Origin of the sequence: Sporocytophaga myxococcoides DSM 11118 (genome assembly GCF_000426725.1) — a bacterium.
Taxonomy (GTDB): Bacteria; Bacteroidota; Bacteroidia; order Cytophagales; family Cytophagaceae; genus Sporocytophaga; species Sporocytophaga myxococcoides.
Map to the genome: position 1 here is coordinate 21,906 of NZ_AUFX01000004.1, position 20,324 is coordinate 42,229.

Annotated in this window: 11 protein-coding genes; 8 read left to right on the forward strand and 3 right to left on the reverse strand. The window is 36.4% G+C overall.

The annotated features are described in order from the left end of the window. Positions 1–91 precede the first annotated feature (91 nt). Entirely contained in the window at positions 92–1,285 is a 1,194-nt protein-coding gene (locus tag K350_RS0103110) for a M57 family metalloprotease (protein WP_028978662.1), read from the reverse strand. Positions 1,286–2,434: 1,149 nt separating this feature from the next. Further along, entirely contained in the window at positions 2,435–4,327 is a 1,893-nt protein-coding gene (locus K350_RS0103115; protein ID WP_028978663.1) for a T9SS type A sorting domain-containing protein, read from the reverse strand. A gap of 1,246 nt (positions 4,328–5,573) precedes the next feature. Between K350_RS0103115 and K350_RS0103120 the strand changes: the two genes are divergently transcribed. The 7 genes from K350_RS0103120 (at position 5,574) to K350_RS0103150 (ending at position 16,030) form a co-directional block, all read left to right on the forward strand. Next, on the forward strand, positions 5,574–7,451 hold the full coding sequence (locus K350_RS0103120) for a T9SS type A sorting domain-containing protein (protein WP_028978664.1): 1,878 nt from the start codon (positions 5,574–5,576) through the stop codon (positions 7,449–7,451). Between the two features lie 326 nt (positions 7,452–7,777). Further along, on the forward strand, positions 7,778–11,578 hold the full coding sequence (locus tag K350_RS0103125) for a T9SS C-terminal target domain-containing protein (protein WP_028978665.1): 3,801 nt from the start codon (positions 7,778–7,780) through the stop codon (positions 11,576–11,578). A 6-nt stretch (positions 11,579–11,584) separates the two neighbouring features. Then, positions 11,585–11,890 (forward strand): hypothetical protein, encoded by a 306-nt coding sequence (locus K350_RS0103130; protein WP_037573878.1) that lies wholly within the window; start codon positions 11,585–11,587, stop codon positions 11,888–11,890. A 4-nt stretch (positions 11,891–11,894) separates the two neighbouring features. Further along, positions 11,895–12,938 carry a PorP/SprF family type IX secretion system membrane protein gene (locus tag K350_RS0103135; protein WP_037573881.1) on the forward strand — a complete coding sequence of 348 codons (1,044 nt, stop codon included), beginning with the start codon at positions 11,895–11,897 and terminating at the stop codon, positions 12,936–12,938. A gap of 207 nt (positions 12,939–13,145) precedes the next feature. Then, positions 13,146–13,718, forward strand: a complete 573-nt coding sequence (locus tag K350_RS27150) for an RNA polymerase sigma factor (RefSeq protein WP_051312826.1) — start codon at positions 13,146–13,148, stop codon at positions 13,716–13,718. A 4-nt stretch (positions 13,719–13,722) separates the two neighbouring features. Further along, complete coding sequence (locus tag K350_RS0103145) at positions 13,723–14,763, forward strand: FecR family protein (protein ID WP_028978668.1); 1,041 nt, start codon at positions 13,723–13,725, stop codon at positions 14,761–14,763. Then, a complete protein-coding gene (locus K350_RS0103150; protein WP_028978669.1) occupies positions 14,729–16,030 on the forward strand; it encodes a hypothetical protein in 1,302 nt (433 codons plus the stop codon). Before K350_RS0103145 ends, K350_RS0103150 begins: the two co-directional genes overlap by 35 nt. A 213-nt stretch (positions 16,031–16,243) precedes the next feature. Here the strand turns inward: K350_RS0103150 and K350_RS30715 are convergent, their stop codons facing one another. After that, positions 16,244–18,595, reverse strand: a complete 2,352-nt coding sequence (locus K350_RS30715; RefSeq protein WP_051312827.1) for a glycosyl hydrolase family 8 — start codon at positions 18,593–18,595, stop codon at positions 16,244–16,246. 504 nt (positions 18,596–19,099) lie between these two features. On the opposite strand from K350_RS30715, the gene K350_RS27160 reads away from it, so the two are divergent. After that, positions 19,100–20,254 carry a prolyl oligopeptidase family serine peptidase gene (locus K350_RS27160; RefSeq protein WP_162144124.1) on the forward strand — a complete coding sequence of 385 codons (1,155 nt, stop codon included), beginning with the start codon at positions 19,100–19,102 and terminating at the stop codon, positions 20,252–20,254. The last annotated feature ends 70 nt before the right edge of the window (positions 20,255–20,324 follow it).

Sequence of the window (20,324 nt, forward strand, 5' to 3'; positions counted from 1 at the left end):
ATCCTGATTCATTATAATGCAAAATTAGTTATTGTTGAATATGGTGTAAAAAGAAAAGCCAAGCTAAAACTGACTTTTCTTTTTGTTAAAATTATAGTTCATGTGGAAGGAGGTAGAAGGAAACTCCTTCATAGACGTAGCCAGAAGGATTTTCATTACCGTTCCTTGAGGGATAATGATCTATCCCATTGAAATATCTATGTAGAGGTACAAAATTTGCTTCACCACTATTGGGATATGCGTATCCAATAACACCACGGTCCTCGAATGGATACTTATATTCAGATTTGTATATGGTATAAAGATGATCACCGGTCTGGGTGTTATATAAGTGGTGAATTCCCATTGTATTTGGAACGGGATATTTATATATTTTACCAATAGGCCCTTCTAGGTACTGACCATTATATTCCTGATTACTATATGAGATATAGTGTCTTCCATTGATAAAATACCTATATAGGATTTGTAGCTGATCGCTTACAACACTAGGAGTGGTGGCTGCGCCAGGCTTTAAGTACAAAGCTTCTGCAGCTCTTCTGTCTCCGTTTGTAAAACCTTCCCATGGCTGACTGTACTGGTGCATTACAGACTTTGGATCAAATCCTGCCAAAGGAGTATTGGGGATCTGTGAACCGCTTGAAGCATTATATTGCTGGTTTGAGTGAAGAAAGCCAATTGAATGCCCAAGTTCATGAGTTGCGGTATACAATAAATTGGCTGACCCTAAATATAGATAATAGTTATTTACAATCAATGAGCTCCCCGGCCTTGTGTCAGTGGCTGAATACTGTTGAGGCATTGATGCACTGGCTACATCCGTGATGTTGCCATTATTGATTTCAGATACTATGATATTTGCAGTGGAGGAAGTAGTAACTTCTGAGAAATGGATTTTGGTATTTGTTAAAGTATTCCAATTGTTTATTGCCCCTCTCACAGCAGTTTGCCAGGATGGATTAATAGTGGAAGGAATAAAAACTTTTACATTGCCAATGTACGTATCAGATACAATCCATTTGTATTTTGTCTGGTTTAGCCTAAGCTGAAGACCTTCTCCACTTTGTTCTTTTAGAGATTTAAGTTCTTTTTTAGTAAATATAATATCTCCCTCTACTAAATAGTGGTCGTCCTGTTCAACTGCCTTATTTGGGTCAAATCCTAAGGAGGAAATGATATCTCTATAGGTTGTATTTTCTTCAGGAGGTCTAACATCATCTTTGTTTTTTTTACAGGCAGTAGCCAGTACAGTCAGCATAAAAATTCCAATAAAAATTTTTTTCATGATTAAATATTTAAAGTTAAAATTAATTCCCATTATGAAGTATAGTATGAAATCAGAATTAAGACGCACTAATTACAATTTGTTACATGCTTTGTCTTCAGAAAAAATTGACAAATGCTATTCATCCAGGCTCTGATATTTGTTTTATCGCTGATTCAATTTGCAAAAAGTATTTTCAGGGCTTGTTATTGAAATATTCTATAAGTTCCGCTATTGTGATCAATTTCAGGCTAATATCAATTATTGAGAATTAATTTTTGCACTTCTAAAGCTGATTGAAAAACTAGAAAAACGAAAGGGAGAATTTTATCATACCTATCAACATTTATACAGATAAGGCCAATCAATAAAACTAAATATATTCAAAGAATTACTTCAATATAAATCAAGGTGAAATACTTTTCCATTTAGGATTATATGAAATACCAATGATAATAGGTAAATGCAATTACTCCATTAAAAATCAAAGATCATTTTATATTAAAACAATCATTGATTTAATATTTTCTTTTTGTCTCATTCCAATAAGTCTTGAACATAAAAGTTCGACAATTTCCTAATTGGCCCCACACAAACAAAAGACAACTTCATAAGAATTGTCTTTTTTGTTTTAGATAACTTTAAGAATCGATTTTAAAGTGCTGGTTCGAACCCAATAGCTCCCACATATAGAAAAAGTTAGTCACTTTACTAGCTTTTTCTATTTTTCCCTCCTCTAAAACCCTTTCTACTCTGTATTTATTCAAGAAGAATTTACTTTTGAAATTCGTTAAGCATCATTTTCATGATTATAGCAGATGCCTTCTGGAGGTACCAAATTTTGAATTTCTTCACTTAAGCAATAACTCTTCCTTTCAAAACAAATCCAATAAGCCAAATATTGATGTTAGTTTTATATATTCTTTATGGTTTGATAATTCGAAGTCTACTCCTGCCAATTTTACACTGTATTGAATCTTTTCTTCTCTAAGTTTATTAATTATTTTATTGCAAGTTTCTTCAGCTATCTAACCCAAAGGCTTTATTTCTTCAATTGGTACAGGCATATAAACATCAAAGCCTGGAATATGTCCAGGCTTTGAGACAATGATTGTTTTTTTTAAGTTGACTTTACCTCGTTTAACTATTTACAAAATAAATAGTTAAATCTTACTTTTTGATGATAAAAGATTTAGTTATTGATTTATCACTTCCGTTATTAATTACCAAATGATACAAACCGTTTTCAAGATTTGACAGACTTAAGTGTTTTCTTGCAAAAATGTTGTCAGAATGCTCCCTGTATACAAGGACTCCTTGAGTGTTCAGAATTGAAATGGTACCTGTAAATAGTGTATTATCTAATCCTTCTAGATCGAACGAACCATCATTAGGGTTTGGATATATCAACACGCTTCCATTCATCTCCTCAGAAAGGTTGTTTTCCTGATCAACAGATGCAACTCTATAAGTGGTAGTACATGTAAGACTTGGTATGAGTTTAAAAAGTCTGTTAGCTCCTGTATTAATCCAATAAAATAATAAGTCTGAACCTGCATCCGAGTTAAAGTTTCCTGAGATGATATGACTTGGAAACTCATTGGTAGAACAGGTTTCAACCTTGTTTTTACAGTGAGTGAAAGTGCCATCGTTCTGGGAAAGATGAATTCTATTTCTGCCAGTATTCCCCCAATGAAAGTAAAGATCAGATTTTCCATCTGCATTAAAGTCTGTTGAAAAGGCATGATCTGGGCTTTCATTCGCTGCGGCTTGCGCGATAGGGTTTATATATTCAGTAAAAGAATAAGTTGCGTTTATTACACCATTCGCTACCATCAGCTTATTCGTTCCTGTAGATTTCCAGTGGAAGTACAAATCTTTTTTAGTGTCTCCGGCAAAATCACCAATCAATATATTTTCAGGGCTTCCATTGATCGAGCTCGAAGAAATAGGGTTGGAATATTGAGCAGTGAAGTTTCCATTACCATTGTTAATCAGGATTCTATTGGTTCCGGTAGACTTCCAGTATATGAAAAGATCTTCTTTACTGTTACCTCCAAAGTCTCCTGCTATCACAACATCCGGATAACCATTGATTGCAGCAGCAGGTATTACGGAGTTAGTTTGTATAAAGGAAGTACCATTACTGGTTTGCAAGTTATTCGCACCTGTTGACCTCCATACAAAAAGAAGGTCAGACTTGGCATCTCCGCTAAAATCTCCTGATAGTACAAGATCCGGACTTCCATTGATAGCTACAGGGTTCACTGCAGATGTTGACTGGGAAAATGTACCATTGTCAAGACTTGTAAATAACGTATTTGCCCCTGAAGACTTCCAGTGAAAGAAAATATCAGTTTTGCCACTCCCTCTGAAATCCCCTGCTATTGCATAGTCAGGATAGTTATTGGAAGATGTTGGATTAATAGCAGAAGCAGTTGAAGTGAAACTTCCGGAAGCATTGCTAATATGTAGGTTATTAGCACCACTGGCCCTCCAGTGATAAAGAATATCTGTCCCGGAGTCTCCTGCAAAATCTCCCTTAAGAATGAAACTTGCTTGCTTATTCTGGTCCGGGTTTATGGGACTAAGGGTTTTTGTGAATCCACTACCACCAATTTCGGTCATTTGGTTCAAAGTTAATGGATCGGAGAAGACGATGGCTGTATAATTCTGATAGTTATATTGACTCATATAAACGAAATGAGCTTTGATTTTATAACTACCAGGTCCAAAATGAGGATTATTGTAAGGAATTAAGAAATCGGCCTTAACAGAAGTACTACCATAAGTCAGAGTTGGGGCCGGGACTTCAGAGGTAATATCTACATTATCTTTTATTAATCTAAATCTTATAGGTGTATCATAAGTATCTTGATAAATAGAGCAAGAGCTCGCACTGGCTTCTCCGTGTATATATATGCCGTTGCTGCAAATACTAGGAACATTACTCGTATAACCATTAATACTTATGTACCATTGGGTAGGACATTCCTGTCCATGTACTAAATTAGATAGTAATACTGCTGAAATTACCAGATAAAAAAAAGAACTGATTTTCATAAATTTTTAAGTTTTTGTTGGTAAAAAATTAAACTATTAAGAATACAGCTGTGCACCGCTGAAATTCAAAACTAAAATAACGACAATAGATTTTCAACAGTAAAATGCTGATAGTAAATTTATTACAAAAATACTGAGGCGAAAAGAGCCCGTTAATTTTATTTACATATTCTTGATTAAGATACGCTTATTCAAGTGGCAGCTTTTAAAAGCTAAGGCTTAATAGGGTCGTTTAATTTCTTCGATAGATTAAATTTTTTTTTTTAGCAGAAGCAGAACAATCTTGGTGTATTTGAAGGATACTTTGGAAGATCTATATATCTCTCAGAGCAAAACTATTAGTCAATAATTTATATTTTGAGTTTGGCGACCCTCCATTTAATCAAATTTTCCTACTTTGTCCACAAAGCCATGCTTACATGCCTAGCTTAAAAATTTGAGGTAAATAGGTAGGATGATTAAAAACTAAAGATCTCTCAAATTGAGAGGTTATTATTGCTGTTGTTCCAGCTTAACTAGTGATACAAAATTAGATAGTAAATCTATGGAAAATTTTACATCACTAGTCTTTGATCTGCAAAGATTCTAAGCCCAGTGGTTGCATCGTTAATATCAATTAAAGCAAATTAATACATTCCAGCTAAAATTTATTTCTATAGGATTTCACTTTAAATTCCCAATATATTACTATCGAAAAACCACATTTGAATTTTCTTTTTAGACATCATTTTTAAACAAGTAAAATACGTAAGTTCAATTACTTTCTAATTGCCCCACACACAAATGAAAGAGATGTAGTAAATACTTCATCTCTTTTTTGCTTTTAGCTCAGCTGGTTCAGAGCATCCCGACATAAAAGTCGGAAGGGTCACTGGTTCCAAGCCAGTAGCTCCTTTATAAGGAAAAGATCCCTATTACATTTAGTAGTCAATAGAAATAATGTTGAAACAAAGCTTTTTTATTGCCAATGAATATCTTGAATTACTTTTAAAAATCTACACTAGTTAGAGCCCAGTCACCTTTAAATTCTTTTTTTTTAAAATGAAAAACCTAACGATGCAACTGAAAGGGATAGGATCATTCTTCAAAGATAAATGAGGAATGTAATCACTAAGAAGATTATTATAAATGCAATTTTATATGATTTAACATTGAAAATTTATAACTATTATACATTCCTGCAGGCGACGTTTCATTTTTCTTTCCGGTCCTTATAATAAAGAACCAATCTATCGACAAAAAAACTATGAAAACAAAACTCTACTTGAAGGGATTGCTCACGCTAGCAATTGTTCCTGTCTTTTCAATCAACGTCAATGCTCAAAAAACCGAGCCGCAGGGACTCAAGAGCATGATAAACAGTGTACCTCCCAGCCCATTGGCCAATCCGCATGTACATTCGCATATAAAACAAAATCCTCATACAGAAAGTGATTCGCTTTCGCTTGTAATAGATGCCCCTCTCACATCAATCTTCACTTTGACAATCTCTGATACTGCAAATGTTGTAATTGATACAGTAAGCGTACATGGCGGAGAGAATGCACTTCTTCTTCCAATAGGTCATTATTCCTATACTCTGACAGATGCACAAGGACTTATTGTTTCTAAAGGCAAAATTGATGTAAAGGCTCCGCATGTACATTCACATGTAAAACAAAATCCTCATGCTGAAAGTGATTCGCTTATTCTTGTGGTGGATGCCCCTCTAGCATCAATCTTCACTTTGACAATCTCGGATTCTGCAAATATTGTAATCAATTCATTAAGCGTACATGGTGGAGAGAATGTGCTTCCTGTTCTTCCAATAGGCCGTTATTCCTATACGCTGACAGATACACAAGGACTTGTTGTTTCTAAAGGCAAAATAGATATTAAGGCTCCGCATATACATTCGCATGTAAAACAGAATCCTCATGCAGAGAGCGATTCTCTTACTCTTGTTATAGATGCACCACTATCAGAAATCTTCACTTTGACGATTTCAGATACTGCAGATGTTGTAATCTATACATTAAGCGTACATGGTGGAGAGAATGCACTTCCAGTTCTTCCGATAGGCCAATATTCCTATACGCTGACAGACGCTCAGGGACTTATTGTTTCCAAAGGCAAAATAGACGTTAAGGCTCCACATGTACATTCGCATGTAAAACATAGTCCTCCAGCAGAGAGCGACTCTCTTATTCTTGTTATAGATGCACCACTATCAGAAATCTTCACTTTGACGATTTCAGATACTGCAGATGTTGTAATCAATATATTAAGCGTACATGGTGGAGAGAATGCACTTCCTGTTCTTCCAATAGGACATTATTCCTATACGCTGACAGACGCTCAGGGACTTATTGTTTCCAAAGGCAAAATAGATGTTAAGGCTCCACATGTACATTCACATGTAAAACATAATCCTCCAGCAGAGAGCGACTCTCTTATTCTTGTTATAGATGCACCACTATCAGAAATCTTCACTTTGACGATTTCCGACACTGCCAAGGTTGTTATAAATACTTTAAGCGTGCATGGTGGAGAGAATGCACTTCCTGTTCTTCCAATAGGACATTATTCCTATGCACTCGCAGATGATCAAGGAATTATTGTTTCTAAAGGTAAAATAGATGTAAAAGCTCCGAAAATTAAAAGCTCCATCCGTCCTGGACATGTTCACTCAGGCGACACCTTATCCATCCAGATAGATGCCGATGTAGCACAATCATTTACATTAAATATTTATACAATAAGTGATAGTCTTGTACAGACATTAACTGTCAATGGAGGTTCCAATACATTGCCAACTCTTTCTTCAGGATTTTATCAATATGAACTATTGAACAGTGATGGATACAAAGTATCACAAGGTAAAATAGCTATACATCCTCCAAAAGTTCATACTCTTATAGCTCCAAATCCATCAAATGCGGGAGAAGCAAATATTTCCATTGACGCACCTGCTTCTGAAATATTTACCTTAAATATTTATGATGCAGCAGATCTTGTTTCAACACAACCTATAACTGGTGGTGTTACTTTACTTCCTCCAACACTGGATTCCGGAATTCACTTTTACACTGTTGTGAATGCCAAGGGAGACATAGTATCTAAAGGAAGAATCATGATTTATTAAGTGCAGGTTATAATGAATAAATTGAGCCCATTGGTCGCGAGATCAATGGGCTTTTTATTAAAAATATAAGGCTCATTATAAAAGTCCCATTGCAAACACATTTATAGCAAATCCGGAGATATCCATTATATAACCTCTCAGCCCAGAATCACTCCTCCTATTATATTTCCAAAATTCATACAATACTGAAGATCAAACACTTTTGCGCAACTTGCATTTTTTTAATATTCACAGGCGACGTTTAAAAAAAAGTACCTGTCCATTTTATAGGAGGCCTATTTTAGCTTTAATAAAAAAAGAGTTTCCTGATTTTAAAACTATTTAGTATGAAAAAAACCGCATTTTCCTTTTTCTGCTCAGGCATTTGCAAAAGGGCACTTGTTTGCTTGTTTATACTAATTCATGTTAATGCATTATCCCAGAACGATCTACCAGCTCCTCAGGCAAATTATCAAACCATTCCAGCAGGAAGTTTTATAATTCCCATGGATAATAATTATCAATCCATTGTGCCCGCCGGACAGGCTCCCTTTAACCTGAAGGCATATGGCCTGGTTAATTCATTGCTTCAAAATGGAATACCTGTTAAATGGATCATCAACTCAAATAAACAAAGAGATGATGTTGACCTTACTGCTTTAGCAGAAAGGGTAGCACCGGGATTCATAGCAGGTACCACAATTGATTTCAGAGGAGGTCCTTTTATAGTTCCGGATACAGTTTTGCCTTGTGGACAAACTACAACAGAGATTATAAATGCTTTCGGAAATAATGTAGTAGTCTATAAACTACTTAGCAATACTTCCGCAGATGTTAGATACACAGTCACGCACAGACCTAAAATAGCAGTATTTAATAACGGAGGCAATCAGCAAATACACATGAAAATACTTGATGCAGCAGGCATCAGTTATGATATAATGGATGCCGCACATATTGAAGAACTTAAAAACTGTTACACCTTTGCTTCAGAACCACATGCTGAAGTTTCACAAGTAAGCCAGGCAGTTATTGATGGTGTAAAGGCATTTGTAATGAGTGGAGGAAACTTTCTGGCCCAGTGCCATGCTATAGACACATACGAAAGCAGGGGATTTTTCCAGACAACTGCTGGTATTGAAAGTGTTAATATAAAAGTTTCACATCATTACCCAAATGCCAATATGGCTTTTGCCCAGATCAACGGTCCAGCTATGGAAAATTCCGGTGGTTCCATAGATAACTACAGGCTAAAAGCCGGATCAAGCTGGAGACCTTACACCTACCCCATCATAACCAATTTAAGTTCAGACACCATCATAGCGACAGGAGCACACCTTATTGCTCCTTCTGCTCCTGGTGGAAATGTCTTTTATCTTGGAGGCCACGATTACTCAAAAAGTGGTGGCAAACAAAATACCACCCCCAATCTCACCAATATGGCCAGTGTCAACGATTTACGTTTATATCTCAACGCTTCTTTAATTCCTAGTGGAAACACACACGGAATTTGGGCAAATGCCGGTGAGCCAAGCCATATACTAAGCTGTACAGATAGTGTTAGATTAGGATGCACAGAGGTTGGCCCTCCTGGCTCAACCTTTTTATGGAGCCCGCCTGAAGGTCTTAGCTGCACAACATGCCCAAATCCAGTTGCTAAACCCAAAATCACAACCACTTATAAATTACAGGTAATCAATACCTGTATTGCAATAGATACAGTAAGAGTAATTGTAGCACCTAAGCCTGTTGCCCAGTTCACCAATACAACTGTTTGTCAGGGAGAGGTTACTACGTTTACAAACCAATCTTCCAATTCAAATTATTGGCAATGGAATTTCGGAGACCCGGCATTGGGTGCCGGCAATACATCTTCTGTTAAGAATCCTTCTCTCATTTTCAGTGCTGCAGGAAACTTTACAGTCACTCTTATTTCCGGTACCGATCCAAGCTGTTCTGATACAATTGTAAAGATTATTACAGTAAGGCCTTTACCTGATATTAAAGTAAACTCAGATACTATTTGTCTTGGCGAGTCTATATTATTAACTGCTTCCGGAGCAACCACGTATTCATGGTCTACAGGAGCAACTTCCAGTTCGATTAGTGTTAAACCCACAACCACCACAAGCTATATTGTAAAGGGGGCTAAAGATGGTTGTATTTCAAGAGACACTGCCACAATAACTGTAAGTCCTCTGCTAATACCTGCCGTGATATCTACCAATGTTACTTGTTCTGGAGGATCTGATGGAAGGGCCACCGTTAATTTGAGCGGCGGGATACCTGAATATTCATATAGTTGGAACAGCAATCCTGTACAAACCACCGCCCAAGCTATAGGCTTGCCAGCTGGAAATTATACGGTTAAAATAACTGATATAGCAGGCTGTTCTTCAGTCGCATCTGTTTCAATTAATCAACCGGATCCACTTTCTGCAACTGTCTTAAGCACCAATGCACTTTGCAACAGCAATGATGGATCTGCCACAGTTACTGTTGCAGGAGGCACGCCTTTTTATTCTTATAGTTGGAACACCAATCCAATTCAGACAACTTCTAAGGCAATAAACCTTTCATCAGGTAATTATATAGTAACAATTACTGATACCAATGCTTGTTCAATCATCGCATCAGCATCAATTGCGGAATTTCACACGATGACATTAACCATGACGTCCTCAAATGTATCCTGCAACGGAGGTTCAGATGGTTCTGCTATTGTAAGTCCTTCGGGAGGAATACCTGCATATTCTTATAGTTGGAATACTATTCCTGCTCAAACTACAGCACAAGCGGTAAATCTTCAGGCTGGTGTTTATACTGCAACCGTAACAGATGCTAATGGATGTATTTCTACCGCTACTGCAACAGTCAAAGAGCCGGATCCCTTATCGCTTTATGTGAGTTCTGCAAATCCAACTTGTATTTCGAGTGGAGAGGCCACCGTTACTGCAGCAGGAGGAACACCTTCTTACTCTTATAGATGGAATTCCAGTCCAGAACAGACAACAGCTACAGCAATAAATTTACCTGTAGGAAATTTTGTTGTAACTGTTACAGATATTAATAATTGCCAGATGGATACAACTGTTATTCTGGCTGCTCCACCCGAACCAATTGCTGATTTTAGTTTCAATAGCCCTTGTGTGGGCTCTCCTACCACATACAAAGATCATTCTACGCTGAGCTCAGGAGATATCATTAAAAGAGAATGGGACTTCGGAGATCAGGTCTCGGGGATTCATAATTTCTCCATAGAAGACGCTCCTTCACATACATATGGAACTTTCGGAACATTCAATACAAGATTAATAGTAACATCAAATCTCGGGTGTAAAGATACTATCCTTAAACCGGTAGAAGTTTATCCAATACCAGTAGTTAAATTTGGGCCATTCGAAAAAGGCTGTGGTGCAATCTGTGTGGATTTCAAAGATTCCTCCACTGTTATCAATGGTTTTATTCAAAGCTGGTCTTGGAATTTTGGAGATCCGAATAACCCTAATAATACTTCGAATCAGAAAAACCCAACTCATTGCTACAATCAACCGGGAACCTATGACGCAACTCTTAAGGTAACTTCCAATCATGAATGTTCATCGCAACTGACCATTCCAGATATTGTCAAGGTTTATAAGAAACCTTCTGTCGATTTAGGACCTGATCAGAAAATATGTACTGAGATTGAAATAAACGCATCCAGAATGCTAAATGCAGGTCCAGGAAGGAAATATTTATGGAAGCCTACGGGAGACACTGTACAAACCATATATGTCTACAAACCCGGGACGTATAATGTAACTGTTACAGACGAAAATAACTGTTCAGCATCTGAACTTGTAAACGTAAGAGAGGTCTGTCCGCCACGACTCTTTGTGGGAAATGCATTTAGTCCTGATGGTGATGGAATTAATGACCGGTACATTACACATTACGCACATGTTGGAAAGTTTCAGTTGCTTATCTTTAACCGCTGGGGAGAAATTATTTTTGAATCAAGAGATCCCGATCACTACTGGGATGGAATATACAGAGAAGAACCAATGCCAGTGGGAGTTTATGCATGGATCATCACCTATGAAGGAGATTCCGAGGAATACAGAGGGCCTTATAAACTAGAAGGAAGTGTTACTGTTGTCAGGTAATGAATTATGATAAGAGAGAAATCAACAATAATACTTCTAACATTGGCAAGCCTCCTTTTTACTGCGTGCCAAAGCGAAAGGTATAGAAAAGACAGAAAAAACAAGTTGAGCAAACACACGATTAAAGCAAGTGATTATCTTGCTAAACAAGCTATTGAGCTTACGCAGGGAAATATAGAAAACAGAGAAAACACAGAAAAGAAAGACAGAAAAAGACAGGAAAAGCTACAAAAAGAGCTTAATGAAGCCAATAAAAGAACAAGTAAAGTTGCTCCAGTAAATAAGCACAAAGGCAATTTTAAATTTTATTAAGAATATGTTGCGAGCTCAATTTCCTTTCTTATTGACTACATTTCTGATTTATTGGATATTCAATATAAATAACTGCATTGCACAAGACATTCAATATTCTCAGTTTTATGCAAATGTATTGTACCTGAATCCGGCATTTGCAGGTAATGCTCATGCACTAAGAGGAATGTTCCATCAACGTATTCAATGGCCAGCACTGGATGCAAAATATATTACTTCTCACGTTTCTGTAGACAGTTATTTCACCAAAGCCAACAGTGGAATTGGGTTTATGGTATATAAAGACTGGCAAGGAGCAAATATTATTTCATCAACAGAATCTGCATTGCAATATGCCTATGAACTTCACCTTAGCAATAAACATTCTTTCCGGGCAGGAATACAGACAAGTTATGTATCCCGCAATATCAATTATTCCGGATTGTATTTTCCAGATCAGTATAGTTCAAATGGATACCTTGGTAAACAAACCAATCAACCGACCAACAATGATATCCTTCAATATTGGGACTTTACCTCTGGTGGTATATTTTACTCAGACAACTATTGGGTTGGAGTTACATATGCTCATATGAATCAACCAAATCAATCCTTTTACGGAGAAGAAAGTCGTCTTCCATATAAACTTGATTTTATCGGAGGCTTTCGCATAGACTTTGAAAAGAAAAACGAATTTAAAGAAGGCTATCAGGGAAGAGATATTTATCTGACCCCTACTGCTCATTATAAGCTTCAGGGGAAATCAGATCAGTTTGACCTTGGCCTTTATCTTCTATACGATCACCTGATTACTGGATTCTGGTATAGAGGTATTCCTTTAATGAAGCACTACAGGTGGGGCCTGCAAAATAATGAATCAATTGTATTGCTTGCAGGATGGCGTGTAAATAGTTTGAGCATAAGTTATAGCTATGATTACACAGTATCAAAACTTGCTCTCGCGAAAACAGGAGGATCACATGAACTTAACATAACATACTTATACGATATATCCAGAAAGAAAAAGAAAATCATGAAGAGAATACCTTGTCCCCATTTTTATAAATAAAAAAACTATAAATGTGGGGTTCCTGTATCTAAAATTATTCTTTATTTAAAAAGCAGATATGCCGATTTTTCTTAACAAATCCTGATTTACTATTTATAAAAAATCAGAACTAATTATTAAAGTTTCAGTTTTGTTTTTTCTTGGAAATATGACTATATTCTATTTCGATTTATAAGTATCTCTTGTATACCAAAGCAAAGTGCATTTATGGACAAATCAATAATAACAGCTGCGGCAGAGGGTGATAAACAAGCTTTCAGAACTATATTCAATTATTTTGTGCCAAGATTGAGGCCCATAGCACTGAGATATGCAAGAACGGAATTTGAAGCAGAAGACATCCTTCAGGAAGCGTTTGTAAAAGTTTATCGTAACCTGAAAACATATAAGTTCGAAGGATCCTTTGAAGGCTGGATTAAAAGAATTGTGATCAATACTGCATTAAATCACTACGACAAATATAAAAAAGACTACCAGCTTGATAATATTGAAATCTATGAAGAAGAAGAACTAGGATCTGAAGAGGCCAAAGATATTGATGAAGTTGAATCTTCAGAACTTTTATCCATCTTACAGAAACTCCCCAATGGATACAGACTTGTAATGAATCTGTACGTATTAGAAGAGTATTCACATAAAGAAATCGGGCAAGCCCTTGGTATCTCAGAAGGAAGTGCCCGTTCGCAATATTCAAAAGCTCGTAAACATATAAAAAAATTACTAGCAGGGCTGCGAAATAACAATAAAGCTAATCTTATTAATAAAGACTCTACTATCTAAATAAATGAAAGAGCTCGGAAAAATAGATTCTTTCAAGGATCGAATAAAAAATAAAATGGATGACAGTCCTGTATATAAAGGCTCGGAAGACCTTTTATGGTCAAAGGTGATTGATAACATTGAAGAAAATGAAGCAAAAGAAAAATCTGTTATCATAAAAATTCATCCGTATATCTGGTATGCTTCTGCCGCATTAGTCATGGTCAGTTTATTTATAGGTATGCTCTATTGGAAGGAAAAGCAAGATACCGGAGTGGTAGCTACTAGTAAACAACATCAGAAAGAATCATCTCAAATTATTGAGAATAAGAAAACAGAAATAAGTGTAATCAATTCACCAACTGTTGATAAAAAGATATCTGCGGAATCAGATGTTAATATTAATAATAATAAATCAACAGAACTTACGACTCAGATTGCTTCTGAAGATAAAATTAGTGAATATGATTTACCAGATGGCTCCCATCTTACCTTAAATAAACTAGCTTCTGTAGAGGTTAAACCTAATTTTAAAAAGGAAAGAAGTCTCTCAATGCAAGGAGAAGTATACTTTGAAATTGAGCCAGACAAGACACACCCATTTAACATTTATTTTGGCAATCATCGCTTGCTTGTGGTAGGTACCAAATTCAATGTGCGGAATATAAAAGAAGAAATTTACAAAGAAATTTCAGTGACTGAAGGGATTGTTAAGGTATTTCCTAATAATCAGGGAAAAGGCATAGAAGTAAAAGCCGGAGAACAATTAAAAATAAATCCGGAAGGATTAACCGAATCAGTAAAAACAGATTCCTACAGTTTTATCTTCTGGAAAGTTGGTATTCTTGAATTCAAAAATTCAACTATGGAAGATGTTGCTGTACTTATGTCAAGGCGCTATAACCAAAAAATAAATATTGCACATTCCATTTCAAAATGTACCTTTACAGGAGATTTTACGCAACTCCATCTGGATGAAGCTATTCAAATCTTAAAGATCACAACTTCGTATAAGGTAGAAAAAAGAAAGGATGAAATTTACATTTCGGGAGAAGGATGTAAGTAAGCTGGGATTCTTCCTGGCGTTTTTTTTATTTTCTTTTATTGCTCTTTCTCAAACCCAATCAGAGAATTCACAATTCGTGAACAAATTCTCTGAATCAATCCTGGAAAAAACCATTAACTTCTCCTGGAACGGTGGTAGTTTGGCAGATGCTTTAAATAAAATCGGAGATGAAAATGAAATAAAATTTTCTTTCTCGAACAGTACTATTGCTGATGTTAAAGTAGCACCCTGTAATTTCAGCTCAGCGAAGTTCTCTGATTTGCTTTATCAGATTTTTAAAAATACAGGCTTTAATTATGTGCTGGTTGGGAGAATAGTCGCAGTATATAGGGATGAAAAAAACATACCTTCTAAAGATGTTACTCCCGATTCTACAAAGATCAAATCAAATGAGAAAGATCCAGCGATGAGCCAAGTTTATACTCCGGCAAACACACAAGAGTTACCCAGGCGTGAAAGGAAAATACTCAATCGCATATACAGAAAGGAATTAAGGTGGGCAGCTCGTTACAGAAAACAGAAAGAAAACAGGGACACTGTTAACTCAGAAAAAAACGCGAAGGCTTACAAACCACTAAATAATGATGGAAATTTTCGTTATTTCATTTCCACAGATTTGGCTCTACACACCAATCTTTTAAAGTATCAAAGCAATTCACAACTTCGCTGGAAGGATGATCTTCTTTGGAAAAGTAAATCTGAGATCAGCATCTATCCAACATTTCTTTTCGGAATAAATGTAAAGTCTTTTATGTTTAGTACCGGGCTGGGATTTCAGAATATCAGAATTCATAATACTCTCAGAGATACCAAAAAAGAATCGCCTAAGCCGCCAACTCCGCCTGCTCCAGTACCAGAAAACACTAACTTATATGTAACGGAAAGATATTCCTTGGTTTCTATACCTGTAACAATTATGTACAACAAATGCCGGAAAAACCTTTGGTTTGGTATAGGTGGTGGCGTTCGTTTTAATATCATTAACGGAAATGAAGCCATGAGAAATAAACTTAAGAAATATTATAATGATTCAACCTCAACAAAGGGTTATTTTGATACTTATAAAAAATTGATGCCTGAGTTATTTGCAGATATTGCTATAGGATATAATTGGAGGAAGAGATTTATTTTCAAAGGTGGCTTGACATATATGTATTCCTTAAATCCAATCTATGAAAATGCTCTTTACAATTTAAACGTCAATGCAGTAGTTTTTAAAGTTGGATTCTATTACAGATTTAATATTTACAGAAGAAGTGTAAAGTGAATCTTCACCCATTCTTCTAGTATGAATTTTTATCTTAAAATTTTTCTTAAGAATCATAAAAAATCCAAATCCTAAAAATAACCCTCCCCTTTTCCTTTAATCTCTTACCATTTAACAGAGATCTGTTAAAATGATTTTAAATAATACTATTAACATCCGGAGATGTCAATAGTATTATTGTTTTAAAGGGAAATAAACTTTATAATTTAAACATTATTTAACCACTACCTTCACTACACTATTTAAGCCCTCTTGCTGAATCATCAGAGCATATATCCCGGAGCTCAGATCACCTATTTTAATTTGACCTTCGCTTCTGCCTTGCTGGAGCGTTCTGCCTGAATTATCCAAAATGGTGTATCCAAAATTCCCCTGCAATCCTTGGACCTGGATAAATTCTTCTGCAGGGTTTGGATATATGGCGATATTAAGTTGACTGCTATTCTGTACGCTTGTTATAACCCTTTCTGCCAGAACCGCAGTTCCAAAAAGGGAAGGATCTTGCCATGCATTATCTTCAGCAGCATTCCATGACAGTTTTTTATCCCTTCCACTACCGTCGTCATCATCATTGATCATAAAGTCAATACCAATGTTCTGACCTTTGACTGGCGTACCCTGCAAAGTACTCCATGGAATACTGGCCTCAACGATATATCCGTTTGAGGTGCCTACGCTGTTAAAGGAAATTCCTTCGATTGACCTTCCTGAGGGTAATGCCCCTACCACACCGCCGTCATTCCATCCAAATGAATATTGCACATCGTTAGCTCCATATGCTTTAGCTTTATCATTATTTATATCGAAGTAAAATTCTACTGCGTCATCTTCATAGCTGTTAGGACTGTCGTTGGTTTTTACATTGTCCGTTACAATAGCCAAAACATATACATTTGTATTATCCCACATTATTTTAGCAGTACCGCTTAAATCGTTACTGTTAGAAATAGTTCCGGTAAGAATTTTAGTAGCGCTGATAGATTCGATAAGAGGATCATTCCATACCTCATCTATAGTCCCATCTATTATCGGTGCTATGTTTGTATTAAAGATTTTGTAGGTATAGGTAACGGTAACAGTAATAGCAGCTCTTGGACCTTCGCATCCATTTAATGTTTGGGATACATAATATGTCACACTTCCAGGAGCTGATGTATTTGGTACAGGAGCAGAAGTCAGTGGAGTACCGTCAGTCGCTACCGTATACCACTTAAGGCTTGTACCCGATGCTGTCAATGCAGTAGCGGCATCACCTAGCTCATATGATAAAGTAGCTGTAACTACCGGAGCTGGAGTAGCGCAAGGATTAGCACATGCTGGCTTCCAAACTTTGAAATTTCCAGAAACATTCAATAAGGCAAGCATATACAGCATACCGTCATAGTATCTCCATTGCCCACTAGGAATTGCCATGTTCCAGAATGCTTGCACGAAAGGTGTAGAAAGCGCTGTATTAGAGGTGGCCAGAGATGCTACCGCATTACAGGCAACAAGACCACCGGATTGTCCTCCATTTCCATTGGAGCCATTCCAGTCGTAATGACTATTGTAGTTGGCTCCCTGGTTTTTAAAGAAAGTAAGATAGCGCTCAGCGATCACCGGCTGTTGAGCGTCTGCCTTGAACCAATGGTAGTCCATGCCTATATTCATAATAGAACGCCAAGCGTCATACATAAATTTATGACTATCTCCATTGAAAGACGTCGTTTTAGGAGTTCCGTCAAAGTTAGAGTAGTCAGTAGTTAAGCCGGAGCTGGAATGAGATGCATCGCGAAGCAACTTCCTTGCAGCTGCTGGCGTCTGAGCCCAAAATGTTTTGTTTGTTGTTGACCAACGAGACCACAATTCCCAAAAAGCAGGTAAGTTATAAGAAGGGTCAGTATAATCGTACGACCCTGAATTAGGTCCAAATGTGATTAATTTTGAATTGGCATTGAACAGATTATTGATACCACCTGCACCTGTTTTGCTCTGTATTTTATTTAATATAGATTGGGCTTCAGCATAATAATTGTAAATTCCTGTTCCATTACCCCAACGGTTGGCGGCAAAGAACAAGGCTGTTACAAAATACGCTTCTCCATCTGGAGCTGGATTATTGTCTTTCGCACTTCCACTTGTATTTAGTGACCATCTAAAGTATCCATCAAGGTTTCCGGAGGTATGATGCATATAGGTTTTAGCCCATTTCCATATCTTGTTAAATTCAGTCTGTTTATCGAGCTGAACACAAATCATCAATCCGTAAGACATCCCTTCTGAACGAACATCATTATTGGCTACATCCAGAATATAAGCCATGTCCTGACCTACTTCATAATATAACTGCTGATTTGAGTTTCCGTGGAAAATCTGTTGAAAGGCATTGTTAACCTTGGTATTGATTTCAGTGTCATTTTTATTCAGAAGTTCTTTGAACATGTTCCTGTAAACTCCTGTAAAATAAGCTCCCTGTCCGGTTTCATTACAGAGATCCTGTGCCTGGGTATTCCTATAGGTGCATAGTGCAAGCACCAATAGTAATCCCCTTAGCAAATTAATTTTTCTGGGAAAAAGATTCTTCATAAGCTAATCTGTTTAAATTTTGGGAAATTTTTAATGGTTTATAAAAGCATATAGATTCTCAATTCATAACCTGATTTTCCAGATCATGAAAAATAATTTAAAGCAGGAATGGGAAATTCCGCCTACTAACTATAAACAAAACTCTGGCAGTACACACTTATGAAAAAAAAGTAAACATTTTTTTTCTATAAAGCTTAGGGGATTTTTAAGATAGATATATTTATTAAAATAATATTTTAATATGAAGATACTGCAATGCCTGTTTGGCGGGGATTGTTAGCCAAAATTAATCTCAGTGGATATACTGAATTTTTAGCTAAAGAAATTTACTTCTGAAAGAATGTTGATTATAAAAAGAATATCCATACAAGTGATGCTCACAATCTTAATCATTGATTGTATAAGACAATAATTCTCTTCATAAAAAATATTTCCTGTTTACTTTTCCGGCAAACAAGTGTAGCCATCTCTTCAACTCATTTAATCACTTAAAAAAACCGGAATATGAAAAAACTTATTCTATTGGCATTTTTATTCTTCAACCTTGACTGTTATGGCCAGCAATACTCACAAAAATGGTCTGATATAAATTATGCTGGAGACGGTAAAGGGTACCATAACCTAGACATATATTTACCTAAAACAGTTAAGGACAAATACCCTGTGGTGGTATACATATATGGCAGTGCCTGGTATAGCAATAACTCCAAAGGAGCTGACATGAACACTATAGGTGCCGCATTACTTGATGCTGGCTTTGCAGTAGTGACTCCAAACCATCGATCAAGTAGCGATGCGAAATTTCCTGCTCAGATAAATGATATTAAAGCTGTAATTAGATTTATCAGAGGCAAAAGCACAGAGTTTAAATTTGATACAACTTTTATTGGCATCAGTGGAAGCTCATCCGGAGGACATCTGGCGTCTTTAGCAGGAACAACTAATAACATAATAGATTACACAGTGGGAGCTGTTACCATGAATATAGAGGGGACTTTAGGTAATTATACCCAATATAATAGTTCTGTGGATGCTGTTTGCGATTGGTTTGGCCCTATAGATTTTTTCAAAATGGAAGGTTGTAATACATATAAATCAGGGAATTCTCCGGAGTCTGATATAATAGGAGGACCACTACCATCTAACTTGGACAAGCTTGCACTTTTAGGTCCTATAACCTATGTAGATCCAACAGATCCTCCATTCCTGATTTTTCATGGAGACAAGGACAATGTGGTTCCATATTGCCAGGGGCAGTTTCTTAATACAGCTCTGACAAAAGCAGGTGTAGAAAGCGAATTTGTATTAGTCCCAAATGGCCAGCATGGACCTGGTGTAAATGATGTACAAGCTAATCTGCAGAGAATGGTTACTTTTTTCCTGAAGACAAAAACAGCAGTAGTGACTTCTATCAAGGAACAAGCTGATAACCCTGGAACTACCATAATGCTTTCTGAAAATTCAATAGACATCTCAAACTTAAGTATTGGAAAAATCGAAAAATACGAACTTACTGATATGTCTGGCAAAATGATTCTTTCAGGAATTTCAAACGAAAATCAGATTTATTTTAGCGGGTTAAATAATGGAATTTATATACTTAGTCTTTATACTTCAGGTGGTAAAAAACTGGTTCAACGAATTGCAAGCTCCAGATAAAATTTATGGTATTAGGTCCTCTAAACCATTTTAGTCATTTATCAAAAAGATCAAGATAGTATAAAAAATT

Bases quoted from the DNA above. Each gene is read 5' to 3' on its own strand.
- K350_RS0103110 (WP_028978662.1), bottom strand. From the start codon at position 1,285: ATGAAAAAAATTTTTATTGGAATTTTTATGCTGACTGTACTGGCTACT.
- K350_RS0103115 (WP_028978663.1), bottom strand. From the start codon at position 4,327: ATGAAAATCAGTTCTTTTTTTTATCTGGTAATTTCAGCAGTATTACTA.
- K350_RS0103120 (WP_028978664.1), top strand. From the start codon at position 5,574: ATGAAAACAAAACTCTACTTGAAGGGATTGCTCACGCTAGCAATTGTT.
- K350_RS0103125 (WP_028978665.1), top strand. From the start codon at position 7,778: ATGAAAAAAACCGCATTTTCCTTTTTCTGCTCAGGCATTTGCAAAAGG.
- K350_RS0103130 (WP_037573878.1), top strand. From the start codon at position 11,585: ATGATAAGAGAGAAATCAACAATAATACTTCTAACATTGGCAAGCCTC.
- K350_RS0103135 (WP_037573881.1), top strand. From the start codon at position 11,895: ATGTTGCGAGCTCAATTTCCTTTCTTATTGACTACATTTCTGATTTAT.
- K350_RS27150 (WP_051312826.1), top strand. From the start codon at position 13,146: ATGGACAAATCAATAATAACAGCTGCGGCAGAGGGTGATAAACAAGCT.
- K350_RS0103145 (WP_028978668.1), top strand. From the start codon at position 13,723: ATGAAAGAGCTCGGAAAAATAGATTCTTTCAAGGATCGAATAAAAAAT.
- K350_RS0103150 (WP_028978669.1), top strand. From the start codon at position 14,729: ATGAAATTTACATTTCGGGAGAAGGATGTAAGTAAGCTGGGATTCTTC.
- K350_RS30715 (WP_051312827.1), bottom strand. From the start codon at position 18,595: ATGAAGAATCTTTTTCCCAGAAAAATTAATTTGCTAAGGGGATTACTA.
- K350_RS27160 (WP_162144124.1), top strand. From the start codon at position 19,100: ATGAAAAAACTTATTCTATTGGCATTTTTATTCTTCAACCTTGACTGT.